Below are 15148 nucleotides of genomic sequence, written 5' to 3'. Positions count from 1 at the left end.
TTCAGATATATTGGGGGTCTGAGGCAGAGAACCACACAAAAGCAATTGAACGTGCTCTGTTGAATAGATGCTGAGTCACGGTTACAGCGGCTCACACAGCGATTCTATGTTGATGAGAGCGAACATCAAGACAATTTCACGGAACTGCCGATACCAGCCGAGCGCTCGCACGGCGTCGCCGAGCGAGCGCTTGGCTGTCGAGTACGACGTTTCGGCCATCCAGCGCTGAGAGTAGCCGTTTGCCCGGTTGAGCGCGTTGTTCAGAGCTGCTTTCGGTGACGACCCGCGGTAGTGAACGAGGTACTCAACGTCATATGCAGCGATCTCGTACTCGGTGTGCCAGTCTTGGAAGCCGTTGTCGGCGGCGACCGACTGCAGGTCGTCCGCGTTTCGGCGGACGACCTGCGGTCCGGTCTTCGTATCATGCTTCCACCGTGCTGTGATGTGAACGTCAAGAACCGCAAGCGACTCCACATCAGTTACTGTCGTCACTTTCAGCGTCTGTACAGTGCTCCCCGACCGCTGGCGGAAGTACGACGATGCACGCCGACGGTCGAAGAACGTGCTGTCGAGAGCGGCGTGGCCAGACTGCGGGTGCTGCTGCGCGGAAACGCGCAGCAGCGCCCGCCACACCCACATTTTCAGCCGATCGAACGATTTGTAGATCGTGCTGTAGTCCGGCAGGTCGTGCCGATCTAGGCCGAGTACGTCGCGAATCTCGGTCAGGTACTTCAGCCGATTCGGCGTTTCACGGTAGCTGTGGCCCTCTTCGAGCCGAAAGCAGTGCAGAACGACGTGGACCCAGCGGGCGAACCCGCCGCTGGCGGGCTCGCCCGCGTGCTTTCCTAAAGCTTGTTTGGCTAGGTCACGACACTGCTCAATGAAGTCAAGGAGATCGATTTCCATGGACAGAAATTGATTTCCTTGGCTTCACCCTTCTAACGCGGTGATATCGACTGATTAGACCGCTATTCAACAGAGCACAAAATTCAGTTGCAGAATGTTGGAGACAACTGGAAGAGGGCAGTAAGCGGTTCTTGGACCCTTTCTACGAGATCGCTGCTGCGGTTGACACTGCACTTGAGTGACTTCTCATTTCCAATATGTGTGATTACTTCTGGTAGGGTCTCCAGTCAGAGACAAGCAGACCAAAGGGCTGATGCCTCTCGACGTCACGGTATCCAAATATCACAGGACTGGTTGAGCTACGTTTCTCAACAAGACCTGACAACGAACATCTGCTCAGAGACTCCACTTTCTGACTGGTAAGATTGGATTTCGGGCTTCAATCCCCTCTAAGACCAGTGTGTCTATCCGAGGCATTCGCAGTCGGTCGTAGAGGACATCACGAGCGGGGTTCGGTTATCATGGGTAGGTCGTACTCTGGGTCCTCTAGGTCGAAGCGGTCAATGGCGAACCGGTCCAGAGAGAACTCTGTCTCTGTCCCAGTCAAAATCGACTGCACTGCAACGGCGATGACAGGTGCTAGTGACACAGCACCACGACTGCCGTCAGCGACAACCAACCCGTCAACATCGCCGACTTCGTCAATGACGGGTACTTGGTCCGGCGTGATGGTGATTCCCTCCGGGCAGTGGTGTTCACCGCCGTCGACGTACTCCAGTCCGCCGTCGAATCCTGTAAAGAGTTGTGGGAGGAGTTCAGCGACTTTCTCTTGTGCCTCCTTTGGGAAGTCTCGGGGAATGCTGTCGAGATCCTCAATCCAATACTCGTCACCGACTAGGAGATCGCCGTCGGCGTTCGGCCCAATAAGCGTCCCGCGGCCGGACGTCGTCGGTACCGACCCGCTGAACGCTGGGTCGCCCCGGACCGCGGCCGCGCAAATGACGAACGGCTGGACGGGAAGATCGGTGAACTCCGCGACCAGCGACTCAGTGTGCGTACCAGCCGCGACGACGACGCTGTCACACTGAACGAGATCGCCGGAAGCCATCGTCACGCCGGTGACGCTGCCAGTTTCAGTCTCGATTCCCGTAACCTCCGTCCCGAACTCGAATTCCGCACCCTTTCGCTCGGCGCGTTCTTTCATCGCCTTGAGATACGGGCGCGGCTTAACGTAGCCCGCCTCGGTGTCGACGATGCCGCCGACGAAGCCTTCGAGGTTTAATACGTCCGGATATGACTCAGCGAGTTCGTCGACATCGAAGTACTCGATTCCGGGGATCTTCTTGGCATTCTTACGCATCTTTCGTGTTTCAGGACTGCCAGCCTCATCCTCGTCGACCAGACTGATGAATGGTTGAGCGTGGAACTCGAAATCACCTGTCGCCGACAACTCCTCGAAATAGTCACGGACTTTCACTGCTACGCCTGGAATATGCTCACCTTCAAGGAAGAACCACCAATCCGAGATAAATGCGCTCGCGTTCGCCGACGCGCTCTCTTCAAGTTTACCTTTCTCTAGCACCAGAACGTCGTAGTCGTCTGCGAGATGGTCGGCAGTGCTGCATCCGATGGAACCCGCACCTATGACGACAACGTCGTAGCTGTTTGCCTGCGGCATACGTTGAGTCATCAGTTGATAGCATTTATTTCTATTGATGGTGGCATTTCCTGCTACCCAAGTACGGACATGAGCTCCACCTGTGAGAGTTTGTAGTACACAAATCCTACCAAGGATACTATTTGATACAGTCCAGGAATCAGTTGGGACAACTGGACAGTGGATGGGTTTGGGAATCCGATTAGGTCTGTACTACCAGTACTTCACACTCGGTGGTGGGATAGAAGCATTATTACCGCAGTATTGTAATTCCCTGTTTGAGATTTACAAGCACTTCTGTTGATCCCACTCAGATGTCGGGAAACAGTTGAGCAGAACTGTCGACACAGTAGTGCTGACGCTGCTGCTCTTATCGCATTCGTGTCAAACTCTATTAATATAGACTCCAGTTCATTTCGAAGTTTGGCCGAAAAAGGTGTCCATCAAAGAATCGCTGAGCGCCGCCGGCTTGCTCGGGGCAGTAATTGAGTTGCGGCCAGTTCAGAGATGGAGAGACGTGGAGCCGATTCGCGCTGTCGGTTCTAGGTTTCAGACTACGGCGATGGGTTCACCACGTGTGTCGCTTCGACGGATGGCGTCGACTAGTTCCATGTTCTGGGTAGCGCGCGTCAAGTCCGTCCGGGGCGTCGTGCCCTGGTCAAAACAGCGCGCAAAGTGGAGGACTTCCTTCTCATAATGGTCCACTGGGTCGAACGTCTCTGTCAGCGAGTTACCGTCGATCTCACCCCGAATCGTTGCCCCGACATCCTTTGGCGTGTCGAAGGCGTCTCTGACTTCGATCCAACCATTCGCCGCTTCGACGCGGTAGAACTGGGTGAGTGGCGACTCGAAACTGGACGAGAGCTGTGCCGTCGCGCCCGAGTCGTACTCGAAGATGGCCTTCATGTTCGTGTCCGTCCCGCAGCCGCGGGCGTCAACAAGCGTTCCGTAGATCGATTGGGGTGTCCCGAGCATGGAGCGCACGAGGTCGACAGGATAATAGCCGATGTCCATCAGACTCCCACCCGCCAAGTCGCCGTCGAGACGGATGTCGTCTGTTCGGTTGAGGTGGAAGGAGAATCGCGCGGTGACGGAACTAATCTCCGACAGGTACTCACTGACCAGTTCGAGCGCACGTTCGGTCCGCGGATGGTAGGCGTACATCAGTCCCTCCATGACGAGACAGTCGGTGCCTTTCACGTAGGAGCGGAGGTTGTGGGCCTCGTCGGTATCCGCGGTCAGCGGCTTTTCACAGAGGACGTGTCGACCATTGTTGACGGCCTGTTTCGTCCACTCGGCGTGGAGACCGTTCGGTAGGGGGTTGTAGACGGCGTCGACGTCGCTGTCGGACAGCAGCGACTCGTAGGACTCGTAGACCTCCCTGATGTCACACTTTTCGGCCACCTGCCGCGCCCGAGAGGGGTTCCGAGAGGAGATGGCAGTGACTTCGTGGTCCGTACGTTTGATTCCGGGAATCACGTGTTTGACGCCGATATTCGCCGTGCTCAAGATTCCAAACTTCACATGTGAAGGGTGACAGGTGAGAAACTTAGGCGTACCGGTTCGCCAGTGTATCACATGCTAGCTGAGGGTGGTTGACCTCGATAGGTCCGTCGAAAACAAGCGTACGCGAAAAAGCGTTCGAGGAGCGAGACGACGGGTAAGACGACCCCTGTTCAGTCGGAGTGTACCTTGGAGTCCATTACGTCGCGGAGTGCGTCGCCAATCAGATTGAAACCCATGATGGTGAACCCAAGTGCCAAGCTTGGCCACAGCATGAACCAGATCGACGAGTGCAGGTGACTACGCGAGACGGAAATCATGTAGCCCCAGTCGGGGAACGGTGGCTGCGTACCGAGGCCGAGGAACGAGAGCGATGTCCCGATGAGGATGCCGAAGCCGACACGGATTGACGCCTCAACCAAAATGGGCGAACTAACGTTCGGAAGAATCTCACGGAACGCGATGTGGTAGAGGGATTCTCCGCGTGCCTCCGCGGCCGTGATGTATTCCTCGTTCTTCACTGAGAGGGTACTGCTCCGTGTGATACGCGCAATACCGGGGGTGAAGACGACACCGATGGCAAGGATCGTGTTTACGATGCCGGAGCCCAGTACTGTCACGACGAGCAGGGCCAGCAACAGCGAAGGGATGCTGAGCAATGTGTCCATCAGCCTCATCATCAGCTCATCGAACCGGCCGCCAAGGTAGCCCGAGACGATACCGATGGGGACGCCGAAGACTAGTCCGAACGCAGTCGAAGCGAGTCCGATGATGATACTCGCACGGCCACCGTAGAGTACCCGTGACAGCAGGTCGCGGCCGTAGCCGTCGGTGCCAAGGAGGTACTGTCCACCCGGCCCCGCGAACTTGTCGGCGACGTGGATCGCCGTGGGATCGTATGGTGCAATCAATGGTGCCGCGAGACTCAACACGAGGATGGGTGCGAGAAAGCACACGCTGATGAACCCTTTCCTCGTGGAGAGTACCCCGAACACGACGCTCGAAACACGACTTGTCAACAGTTCCGTAATCCGTACCGACTCAGTAGTTGATTCGCCAGTTGCCATTATTCTTCCTCACCGTATTCGATTCGCGGATCCAGATAGGTGTACAGCACGTCAGCCGTGAGATTCGAGAAGGCGTACACGATGGCCAGTAGCATGACCGTCACTTGGATCACCGGCAAGTCACGCGCCTGAATCGACCGGACGAGGAGCCTACCGAGACCCGGGAAGGTGAACACCTCTTCCACGACGACGATACTCCCAAGAAGGTAGCCGACGTTCAGCGTGAGCAGGGTGATCGTCGGCAGCAGTCCATTTCTGAGTGCGTGCCGGGAGATAACTTTCGTCTCACTCAATCCCTTAAGCCGCGCCGAGCGCACGTAGTCCTTCCGCAGAACTTCCACGACTTCCGACCGAGTCAGCCGCATTACGTGCGCGGTCAAGATAATTGATAATGTGACGCTTGGCAGTATCAGATGTTTCGCCCACGTGACCACCCCAGAACTCAGCGGCTCGTAGCCACCGTAGGGGAGAATCTGAAAGACCGGCCCGGTGAAGAGCGCAATGAACGCCGTCCCGATGACGAACTCAGGCAGGCTGACACCGACGTAGCCACCCGCGCTAGCCAAGAGGTCCCAGATAGAGTCCTGCTTGATCGCGGCGAGTACACCTAGTGGTATCGCTGTTACCGTCACGAGAATTGATGTAATTGCTGCAAGTTGTGCCGACCGGACAAGGCGGGGGAAGATGAGTTTCGCGACCTCCTGACGGTTTGAAAAGCTGATCCCCCAGTCGCCGGTCACAAACCCGACCAACCAATCGAAATACTGGACGTACCACGCGCGGTTCAACCCGAGTTGCTGCTCAATGGCGGCTATGCTTTCTTCTGTCGCCTGCTTGCCCAAGATCATGACTGCCGCGTTACCCGGCAGCAGTTGCGTGATGGCGAAGATAATCAGGGAGATTAACAGGAGGGTCACCCCGATATACCCCATCCGCTTGACTAGGTATGCGCTAAATGCGGACATGCTACATGAGTTCAACCCTCACATACTATCTTATATCTTTCCCCCTATGAATCTCATAGGCCGTCACCGGACACTGTGAGAAACATATTTGTATGAGACTGTATACAGTAAGCGTAAGAATGAGTGCTGTTAGTGAGACTCATACTAGTCAAGACGACCGTTCAGTGCTTTCCGTCGATGATCTGTCCGTCGAGTATCGAACCGACGACGGGGCGGTTAAGGCGGTTCGCAACGTTTCGCTCCATATCGAACCCGGCGAGACGCTCGGTATCGCCGGCGAAAGTGGGAGCGGCAAGAGTACGCTCGCACTCGCAATACTCCGGTATCTGGAGGGAAACGGCCGAATCACGGGTGGAACAATCGAGTACGACGGGCGACCCGTCCTTGATCTCTCCTCACGGGAACTCAGAGAACTCCGGGGGAACGAGATCGCTCACGTTCCGCAGGACCCAAACACGTCACTGAACCCGAGCATGACGGTCGGCGACCAGATTGCGGAGGTTGTCCGGACCCACCGCGATGTCTCGCGGTCGGAGGCAATGGAACAGACGTACGAAGTACTTCACGAGGTCAATCTCCCGGACCCGAAGACGAACGCCTCACAGTATCCGCACGAACTTTCCGGCGGCCAACAGCAGCGTGTCCTTCTGGCCATCGCCTTGGCGTGCCAACCGAAACTTCTCATCCTCGACGAACCGACGACCGGACTGGACGTTACTACGCAGGCAAAAATTCTCGACCTCATCGACGATCTCATCGAGGAACGGGACACAAGCGTCCTGCTCATCACGCACAACCTCGGCGTGATTAACCAAATCGCCGATCGGGTTGGCATCATGTACGCCGGCGAGATCATGGAGGTGGGAGCGACGGACGAGGTGTTCCGTTCACCGACGAACCCCTATACCCAGGGGTTGCTCGCGTCGCTACCGCAGGGAGAGGACCGCCGTCTAAAGCCGATCCCAGGCCAGATCGGCGATCTACGGACAATCCCGGACGGCTGCGTCTTCGCCGATCGGTGTGAGTTCGCTACTGACGAATGTCGAGAGGGTTCCGTCGAGAAGGTGAGCGTCGACGGTAACCCATCACATATGACCCGATGTCGGCGGTGGAAGCATGCGGTGGCGAACCCCATCCAAGCGGACACCCAGACGCTTGAACGCGGGGAAGGGTCGGAACGGCCGACACTCATCAAAGCGCAGAACGTCACGAAATATTTCGGCGAGAGTTCGTTCCTTGACCGCGTATTCGACGGTGAGCCACCGGTCAAGGCCGTTGACGGTGTGGACCTACACGTCCGCGAGGCGGAGACGCTCGGTGTCGTCGGCGAGTCCGGTTGTGGAAAGAGTACCTTGGGGTCGGTACTACTGAACCTCCTCCCGTCCACAGACGGGAAGATCTCCTTCCGGGAGACGACGTTCGATGAGATGGAAGACAGTGATTGGAAGGAGTTCCGTTCAGAGTGTCAGGTAGTGTTCCAAAACCCGCATTCAAGTCTAAACCCGAAGCATACAGTCGGGGAGGCGATAAAGCGGCCACTAGAGCTGTTCACCGATCAGTCCGAGGACGAACAGCGCGAGCGTGTCGCCGAACTCCTGACACGGGTCGGTCTCCAGCCGAGCTACGCAAACCGCTACCCGCGGGACCTCTCCGGGGGAGAGAAGCAGCGCGTCGCCATTGCCCGTGCATTCTCGGTCAACCCCTCGTTCGTCGTGCTCGATGAACCCGTCTCAGCGCTTGACGTAAGCGTCCAAGCAAGTATCCTCAACCTGTTGACCGAACTCCAGGTGGAGTACGGTACCTCCTATCTTCTCATCAGCCACGACTTCAGCGTCGTTAACTACATCAGTGACCGGATAGCCGTCATGTATCTCGGCAACTTCGTTGAGGTTGGCTCGACTGAGTCGGTCTTCGACCCCCCCTTCCACCCGTATACGCGCGCGCTGCTGTCAAATATTCCGTCAGCGGACCCGAGCGTGGAACGAGAGCGGATCTACCTCGAAGGCGACGTTCCGAGCGCGCGAGACCCACCGTCGGGCTGTCCGTTCCGAACCCGGTGTCCGCAGAAGATCGGTGATGTTTGCGAACGGGACGTCCCGACGCTCGAAGCCGTCAACCCTGACGACCCGAATCACTTGGTCTCGTGTCATCTCGACAGCGAAGAGATGACGCCGACTGAGGACCTGCTGTAACCCGTGTCTCTGCTATAAAACTCGTCGACAAACCATTTCATTCTCCGATCATCAACTGTTTCGGAGGCGGTGCCACCGTGAGATACAACACCTGGTTGACGTGACAGAAATTGTGTGCTATCGCTGGTTAGAACAGGGTCCGCCACTTCGCTTAGTGGGATTGCATCGGAAGAGACGTTGCGCGGTGACTTGACGCGAAGGGCCCCGTCGCGCTCTGGGGGCCGTGTGTCGGTTCGACTCGGTTCGAACCGGCTCATGGTTCGTTAATTGCCATGACCGCACGCAGAGTCTGCGCGGTGTAGATGTCGGTTTCGGTGCTCGTCAGACGGTGTCCTCTCGCGAACTTCGATTACTTTGTCGGCGCGTCCGAGCCGAGTGCGTACTCATCTGGGTAGATCTGGTAGGCGAGTGGGTTAAGATTGTACTTCTCGACATAGTTCTTCGAGGCCCCGATGGTGTCGATGTAGAACGATATCGCGTACGGTCCCTCGTCGCGCACGAGCTTCTGCGCAGTCTGCATGTACTGCTGTTTCTGGTCTACATCGGTCTCCGCGATGGCCTTGTCGACGACCTCGTCGAACTCTTCGTTCGACCAGTCAGACTCACCGTTCCAGTTGCCCTCCGAGTGCAGCATGAGCTTCATGAAATTCGCTCCGCTGATACGCATCCCGTAGGCACCGACGTAGAAGGGTGACTTCTTCCAGACTGTCGCACTCCAGTTGTCATAGCTCATCGTCTCCAATTCGAACTCAATACCGGCTTCTTTAAGCTGCTCTTGCATCAGCACAGCGGTCCCCCGCATATGTGGGATATTGCTAGCTGTCTGGAGCGTGAGGTCGAATTCCTCGGTGAGGTTAATGCCATCGGGGTAACCTGCCTCCGCGAGCAGTTCCTTCGCCTTCTCGAGGTCGCGCTCGGGTGCGCCGATATCCGAGTAGTACTCGTATGCCGGCGATAGCAGCGAGTCCTGACCGATGGTCCCGAGACCATCCTGAACCGCGTTCAGGATCGCCTCGCGATCGATGGCGTGCTTGACCGCTTGACGGACCCGTGGGTCGGACCACGGCTCAACGCTCACGTTCATCACGAAGTTCGCAATCTCGCCGCCTGGTGTCCGGTGGGCAGTCACGCTGTCAAGACTTTGGAGCTGTCCCCACTGACCGTAGCCGGGCTGCCAGATGATGTCGATATCACCTGATCGTAGCGCATTGACTTGGTTGCTCTTCTCGGGAATGGTGATCTGGCTGATACGGTCGATGTACGGGAGCGACTCACCATCGTCACCTGTTCGGTAGTAATCGTCGTACGCGACCCCAACAAGCTGATCGCCCGGAGCGAACGACTCCAGCGTGAAGGCACCTGACCCGTGTTCTTCGGTCCCGAGTGCTTGGCGCTTCTCGGCGTCGGTGACGATGTCCTCCGGGACGATAGAACCCCAACCCTTCGAGACGAGCTTATGGAAGTCGGAGTTTTGGGTCCCAAGGGTGAATTTGACCGTACGCTTGTCGACAGCCTCGACCTGCTGGATATCGCCCATCGTCCCCATGCCGGGGCTCCCGACTTCCTCGTCGTATACCGTATCGAACGTCGCTTTCACGTCGGCGGCGGTCACCGGACTTCCGTCGTGGAACGTTGCCTCACGCAGCGTGAACGTCCACTCGTCGGAGGTATCGTTCGACGACCAGTCCTCTGCCAAGTCGCCGTACGGTTCGAGGTTAGAGTCGACGCGGGTGAGCGTGGAGTAGAACAGCTTCACACCCCACCGTTGGGGGAACTTCGACTGCATCATGACCGGGTTGATGGTCGTCGTCTCCGGCGTGATGGCGATCCGGAGATGGCCACCGCGTAGGTTGCCGGAACTTGATTCGGACGACGAGTCGGTGTCCTGATCCGAGTCCGAATCCGAAGACGTCCCCAGCGTTCCCTCTTGGTTCGAGCCACCTGTGCAGCCGGCGATTCCTGTCACAGCACTTCCACCGAGCAGTCCTAGGTACCGCCGTCTATTAAGCGCAGTATCCGAATCCATTGCTAACTCATATTGCATTGCACGTCAAAGACTAACATGCATATTAATAAATATTTTGGTGGTCGGGAATTCAGCCGTTCCATAGAGACGAGAGCGGTTCAAACCCGAGCGACCTGGTCGCACCACCGAAATCGTTGACGTCCTCAAATCTTATGCGCGCAAGGCCGAAGTCCAGTCACAAGAAAGGTGTTCACCCTCTGGTGTACCAGTGATTTGCAGTACGCAAATCGGATTGCGACAGCAATGCCACAGATCATTACATCCATATGCCTGTAATAGATACGCTAGTGAGGTACACCAGTGCCGGCACCTCGCGTTTATGTGTCACAGAAACGCGGACACGAACATCGAAAACGACTATGTTTGTCATCTACAAATGTCATGTACTATTGGTTTTGAAGCGTAGTGATGTTCACACTGATGATGTTGGCAGCCTCCAGCACTTGCTCGCTCAGTTCGTCGTGGAGACGGTCGAACGTGAATCGACTCTTCGGTCCCGAGATGCTAATCGCCCCGTAGAGAGCCTTATTGTTCTCGATGGGCGCGCCAATGGCGCGCGTTCCGATGATCTCCTCCTGATCGTTGATGGCGTAGCCTTGTTCCCGTATGGTCTCGAACTCATCAAACAGTTTGTCGGGGTCAGTGATGGTATTCTCGTTCATTGATGGCAACCCCTGTTCTTCGACGACCCGCCGCGCCTCCTCAGGCGGGAGATGTGCTAAATACGCCTTACCCGTGGAACCCCAGTGGAGATAGTCGTGTTTTTTGAGCTTCATGTTGTTGAAGTCCTGCGAGATACCCCTCTCGCCGCGTGCCTTGTGCAGGAAGACGCCACGGCCGTGTTCGCAGGTCATCAGGTGCGCGAACTCGCCAGTCTCCTCCGCGAGGTTCTCCGTAACCTCCTTTCCGGCTCGGTATAGGATGTTGTTGTCGATGACGTGTCGTCCCTTGTTGACGAACTTCATTCCCAGTTCGTACTGCCCGTTGTCTTTGACTAGATAACCCTCTTCGTGCAGCGTCGCCAGATGGTTGTAGGCACCGCCGGGCGAGATGTCCAGTGTCTCGGCGACCTCAGTAACGGTGGCCCCACCGTTCTCCTCCAAAACGTCGATGACGCTGCAGGTGGTCTCGACCGTCTTCAGTGTCCGGGGCGAACTGTTTCTCATGTCTGCGATATGTTTAGAAGCCAATTCACATATTCTTTTTGCAGGATACAAACGAGCGACAAGCGAGAAAGCCCTGACGGGCCGCAACGGATCGCATTGAGACGCGATGGACTGTTCGACCACCCCGGAGATGGAGAGCCACGACGAACCAGTCATATTTACCTAATGCTATGGCTTTAACACTATTCTTCTGCAACGACTGACTATGCGATCGAGCAGTACACAGTACGACGTCATAGTCATGGGTGTCGGCGGTATCGGTAGTGCAGCCGTCTACCATCTAGCACGACGAGGACTCGATGTCTTAGGGTTAGACCAGTACAATATCCCGAACTCCATCGGCTCGTCACACGGTGACTCGCGGTTGATCCGGCTGACGAACCACGAGGACCCCGAGTACGTCCCACACGTTCGGCGGTCAATCTCTCTGTGGGAGTCCCTAGAAGAGGAGTACGGCGAACAGCTTCTCCACCGCACAGGGACAGTCGACGCCGGCCCAGCTGACAGCGAGACTGTGCGAGGATCCCTCAAGGCTTGTACGGACTACGACCTGCCGTATGAGCATCTCTCCGCCGGGGAGTTGTCGGAGAAGTTCCCCGGCTTCGAACTCCCTCAAGAGTTCGAGGCGGTCTACCAACCAGACGGAGGGTTCATCAACCCCACCAAGTGCGTCCAGGCACACGTGGAACTCGCCCAGGAACACGGTGCGACCACGCACGCCCACGAGACAGTGGTCGACTGGGAGTCAACGGCGAACAGCGTCACCGTCGAGACGGACCGGACGACCTACGAGGCTAACCACGTTGTCGTCACGGCCGGCGCGTGGACGCAGTTGCTCGTCGAGGAACTGGAAGAGACATTGACGCCTTGGCGAGTTATCGTCGGCGGTTTCCAGCCGGAGAATCGAAGCCAGTTCACGGCCGACTCTTTCCCCGTCTTCTCTATCGAGGACGAACAACAGAGCTACTACGGAGGTCCTGCAGCGGGGACATCGGGGTTCAAATTCGGCCTCGTTGACAACCTAGAGGATGTTGCGGACCCGAACGACTTCGACCCCCGGCCAACTGAGAAGGAGCGCGAGCGGTTGCGGACAGTACTCCACGAGAACGCTCAACGGTACTTCCCTGAAGGGGCGAAGAGTATCAAGCGGCTGAAGACCTGCATGGTCACGCACACGCCGGACCAAGACTTCATCGTCGACTATCTACCGTCAGATCCCAACGTCGTCGTCGGTGCAGGATTCTCCGGAAAGGGCTTCAAGTTTAGCTGCCTCATGGGTGAGTTGCTGGCGGATCTCGTGACTGAGAGTGACCCGGCTGTCGACATCGACCTGTTCGACATCGACCGGTTTCAAAGGCTGTGTTGAATCGCTAGACAGCGTCGGGGAAGGTCGCTAAATCAAAGGAGTTGAAGCGGAAGACTGCGAATGTGCATGACGCAAATCTCCCGCTTCACTAGCGAGATTGTCCCGATTTCTAAAAGAGTTACTGGCGATGGAGACGAATCCGCCGCCCCGGAAGGAGGCGGCGGATTCGCTGACTACGCACTTGTTTCCCTCCACTGTCTGCGGATTTACCTCGACACGTCCTACCGAATGACGATTGACCTTCTCAAGGAGATGCTACAAATAACCGGGGAGATCGGCCTCGAAGCGGCCGATCTTCCCTCACCATCCACGTTGTGTAAAGCGTTCGACCGGATCAGTATGAGCGTCTGCCGAGTGCTGCTGCGCCAGTCGGCGCAGCTTCACGACCCCTCGAAACACGGTGCTATCGACGCTACATTCTACGAACGTTCAGCTGCGAGCCGCCACTACTGCCAGCGAATCAGCTACCACGTGCAGAAGCTGAAAGTCACGAAGCTCGTAGATACAGACTCTCAAGCCGTCCTTGATGTTCATTGTTCAACGAACCGGAAAGGAAGCGATGCAGACCTCGCTGAGCAGATCGCCCGCCGGAACGCGGGCGATCTGCGGTCTCTCGCCGCTGACAAGGGATACGACAAGAAATCGCTCCGCGAATCCCTTCGTGACCTCGGGATTCGCCCGCTCATCAAACATCGCATCTTCGCACCGTACGACCACGCACACAACGCCAGAATCGACGAACAGCGCTACAATCAGCGCTCGATGACCGAGACTGTGAACTCGGCTGTCAAGCGCTCGCTCGGCTTCGCCGTGCGAGCGCGATCTTGGTTCCGCGAGTTCCGAGAAATCACGCTGATGTGTGTCGTCTATAACATCAAGCGTGCCGTGAAACAGTGAATTCCACTGCTGTATGGCGATTCAACACAGCCCTTCACCTTCTTTGGGAACGCGTATCTTGATGCCGTCACCGCCCCTTCCAATCCCGAGTACAAACCAAGAGAGTTGAGGCACTCGCTTGAACTGTCTCAGCCTAAACTGCTCGTTACGACTAGTGAATTGGCTGAAACAGCGGTTGAGGCAGCAGAGGACACATCTGTCGAAATAATCGTCACAACTGACGAAAGCACGGATTTCGAATCGCTTCACCAACTCGCTGCGACAGCAGATAAACTGTCGGCCACACATGATTCTGGTTGTGATGCTGTCGGGCTCCATATGTACACGTCGGGGACCACTGGACCACCAAAAGCTGTTGAGTGCACACACGAAAACTGGACGTTGAGCGCGATTGATTTCCAGAAACGAATGCAGTTCACTCACGAAGATACGCTCTTGACAGCATTGCCGTTATTCCATGCGAATGCTCAAGTGTACTCAACGCTTGGTGCTGCGGCTGCCGGGGCAAATGTCGTAATCTACCCTAAATTTTCATCATCTAATTGGTGGGATTGGTGTCGGAAGCACGATGTTACAGAGTTCAATGCGATGGGAAGTATGCTTAAGGTGCTCGACAACAAGCCTGCAGAATCGTCAGACTCAGATAACCCGGTTGAGCGCGTCTTTTCTGCTGGAACTCCAGCAGAACTGATTGAACCATTCGAAGACCGATTTAGTCTGCAAGTTGTCGAAGGATATTCACTGACAGAAGATACAATGCTTGTATTGAATCCGGTCGATAAATCCAAACGGCGTATTGGGAGTGTTGGGCTTCCACCTGCGGAAAAGCGGATTCAAATCGTAGACAAAGATGGTAATCCGGTTCCCCAGGGAACTCGAGGGGAGATCGTCATGGATTGCCCTGCAATCATGAAGGGGTACTACCGCCAACCCGAAAAAACTGCAGAAGCAATTCAAGATGGGTGGTTTCACACTGGAGACTACGGCCGTATTGATGAAGATGGATTTGTCTATTTTCTCGACCGCAAGAAAGATATCGTCCGCCGTGGGGGAGAGAATATCTCTTCGTTTGAGGTTGAAGGGGTAATCAAAGCGCTTGATGCCGTTGATGAGGTTGCGGTTGTACCCACACCTGACGAATATTATACTGAAGTTGTCACTGCATTAGTCAAAGTTAAAGACGGATATGAGATCACCGAAACTGATGTCATCAATCAGTGCGAGCAGCACTTATCACACTTTAAAATTCCACGTTACGTTAGTTTCGTTAGATTATTTCCCTATACTCCTACTGGGAAGATCCAAAAACAACAACTCCGAGAAAAAGAACGAGAGGATGATATAACCCATTGGGACAGAAAAAATTAATAAGTGAATTAAATTTATAATGCCTGTGGCTGGTTATTCATGGTAATCTCACCGACTAGAATTATTGTTAAATCACTATATTGGCAGAATATTCA

The 15148-nt window shown here is 55.8% G+C and carries 11 protein-coding genes; 4 read left to right on the top strand and 7 right to left on the bottom strand.

Translation table 11 applies throughout. The features are described from left to right. Positions 1-81: 81 nt before the first annotated feature. The 5 genes from C454_RS00130 to C454_RS00110 all read right to left on the bottom strand — a co-directional run bounded on the left by C454_RS00130 (position 82) and on the right by C454_RS00110 (position 6038). On the bottom strand, positions 82-906 hold the full coding sequence (locus C454_RS00130) for an IS5 family transposase (protein WP_004971331.1): 825 nt from the start codon (positions 904-906) through the stop codon (positions 82-84). Between the two features lie 439 nt (positions 907-1345). Further along, entirely contained in the window at positions 1346-2524 is a 1179-nt protein-coding gene (locus C454_RS00125) for an NAD(P)/FAD-dependent oxidoreductase (RefSeq protein WP_004971330.1), read from the bottom strand. Positions 2525-3052: 528 nt separating this feature from the next. Beyond that, positions 3053-4027, bottom strand: a complete 975-nt coding sequence (locus C454_RS00120; protein WP_004971327.1) for a Gfo/Idh/MocA family protein — start codon at positions 4025-4027, stop codon at positions 3053-3055. A 152-nt stretch (positions 4028-4179) separates the two neighbouring features. Then, entirely contained in the window at positions 4180-5073 is an 894-nt protein-coding gene (locus tag C454_RS00115; protein WP_004971326.1) for an ABC transporter permease, read from the bottom strand. Continuing rightward, positions 5073-6038, bottom strand: coding sequence for an ABC transporter permease (locus C454_RS00110; protein WP_004971324.1), 966 nt, complete (start codon positions 6036-6038; stop codon positions 5073-5075). Before C454_RS00110 ends, C454_RS00115 begins: the two co-directional genes overlap by 1 nt. Positions 6039-6157: 119 nt before the next feature. Here C454_RS00110 and C454_RS00105 point away from each other — a divergent pair, with 119 nt between their 5' ends. After that, a complete protein-coding gene (locus tag C454_RS00105) occupies positions 6158-8230 on the top strand; it encodes a dipeptide ABC transporter ATP-binding protein (protein ID WP_049904846.1) in 2073 nt (690 codons plus the stop codon). Positions 8231-8579: 349 nt separating this feature from the next. Here the strand turns inward: C454_RS00105 and C454_RS00100 are convergent, their stop codons facing one another. Further along, positions 8580-10196, bottom strand: a complete 1617-nt coding sequence (locus tag C454_RS00100) for an ABC transporter substrate-binding protein (RefSeq protein WP_239639819.1) — start codon at positions 10194-10196, stop codon at positions 8580-8582. Positions 10197-10642: 446 nt separating this feature from the next. After that, positions 10643-11422, bottom strand: a complete 780-nt coding sequence (locus C454_RS00095) for an IclR family transcriptional regulator (RefSeq protein ID WP_004971318.1) — start codon at positions 11420-11422, stop codon at positions 10643-10645. 205 nt (positions 11423-11627) lie between these two features. Here C454_RS00095 and solA point away from each other — a divergent pair, with 205 nt between their 5' ends. The 3 genes from solA (at position 11628) to C454_RS19600 (ending at position 15053) form a co-directional block, all read left to right on the top strand. Continuing rightward, positions 11628-12788: an N-methyl-L-tryptophan oxidase gene (gene solA / locus C454_RS00090; protein ID WP_004971315.1), complete on the top strand. Its 1161-nt coding sequence runs from the start codon at positions 11628-11630 to the stop codon at positions 12786-12788. A gap of 66 nt (positions 12789-12854) precedes the next feature. Further along, a complete protein-coding gene (locus C454_RS00085; RefSeq protein WP_004971314.1) occupies positions 12855-13685 on the top strand; it encodes an IS5 family transposase in 831 nt (276 codons plus the stop codon). Continuing rightward, complete coding sequence (locus tag C454_RS19600; protein WP_081605159.1) at positions 13686-15053, top strand: AMP-binding protein; 1368 nt, start codon at positions 13686-13688, stop codon at positions 15051-15053. The last annotated feature ends 95 nt before the right edge of the window (positions 15054-15148 follow it).

The organism is Haloferax gibbonsii ATCC 33959 (assembly GCF_000336775.1).
In the GTDB taxonomy this organism is placed as follows: Archaea; Halobacteriota; Halobacteria; order Halobacteriales; family Haloferacaceae; genus Haloferax; species Haloferax gibbonsii.
This window is presented reverse-complemented; position numbering and strand designations above follow the sequence as displayed.

What these genes read in the sequence shown, in the direction of transcription:
- C454_RS00130 (WP_004971331.1), bottom strand. Translation starts at nt 906, where the DNA reads ATGGAAATCGATCTCCTTGACTTCATTGAGCAGTGTCGTGACCTAGCC.
- C454_RS00125 (WP_004971330.1), bottom strand. Translation starts at nt 2,524, where the DNA reads ATGCCGCAGGCAAACAGCTACGACGTTGTCGTCATAGGTGCGGGTTCC.
- C454_RS00115 (WP_004971326.1), bottom strand. Translation starts at nt 5,073, where the DNA reads ATGGCAACTGGCGAATCAACTACTGAGTCGGTACGGATTACGGAACTG.
- C454_RS00110 (WP_004971324.1), bottom strand. Translation starts at nt 6,038, where the DNA reads ATGTCCGCATTTAGCGCATACCTAGTCAAGCGGATGGGGTATATCGGG.
- C454_RS00105 (WP_049904846.1), top strand. Translation starts at nt 6,158, where the DNA reads ATGAGTGCTGTTAGTGAGACTCATACTAGTCAAGACGACCGTTCAGTG.
- C454_RS00095 (WP_004971318.1), bottom strand. Translation starts at nt 11,422, where the DNA reads ATGAGAAACAGTTCGCCCCGGACACTGAAGACGGTCGAGACCACCTGC.
- solA (WP_004971315.1), top strand. Translation starts at nt 11,628, where the DNA reads ATGCGATCGAGCAGTACACAGTACGACGTCATAGTCATGGGTGTCGGC.
- C454_RS00085 (WP_004971314.1), top strand. Translation starts at nt 12,855, where the DNA reads ATGACGCAAATCTCCCGCTTCACTAGCGAGATTGTCCCGATTTCTAAA.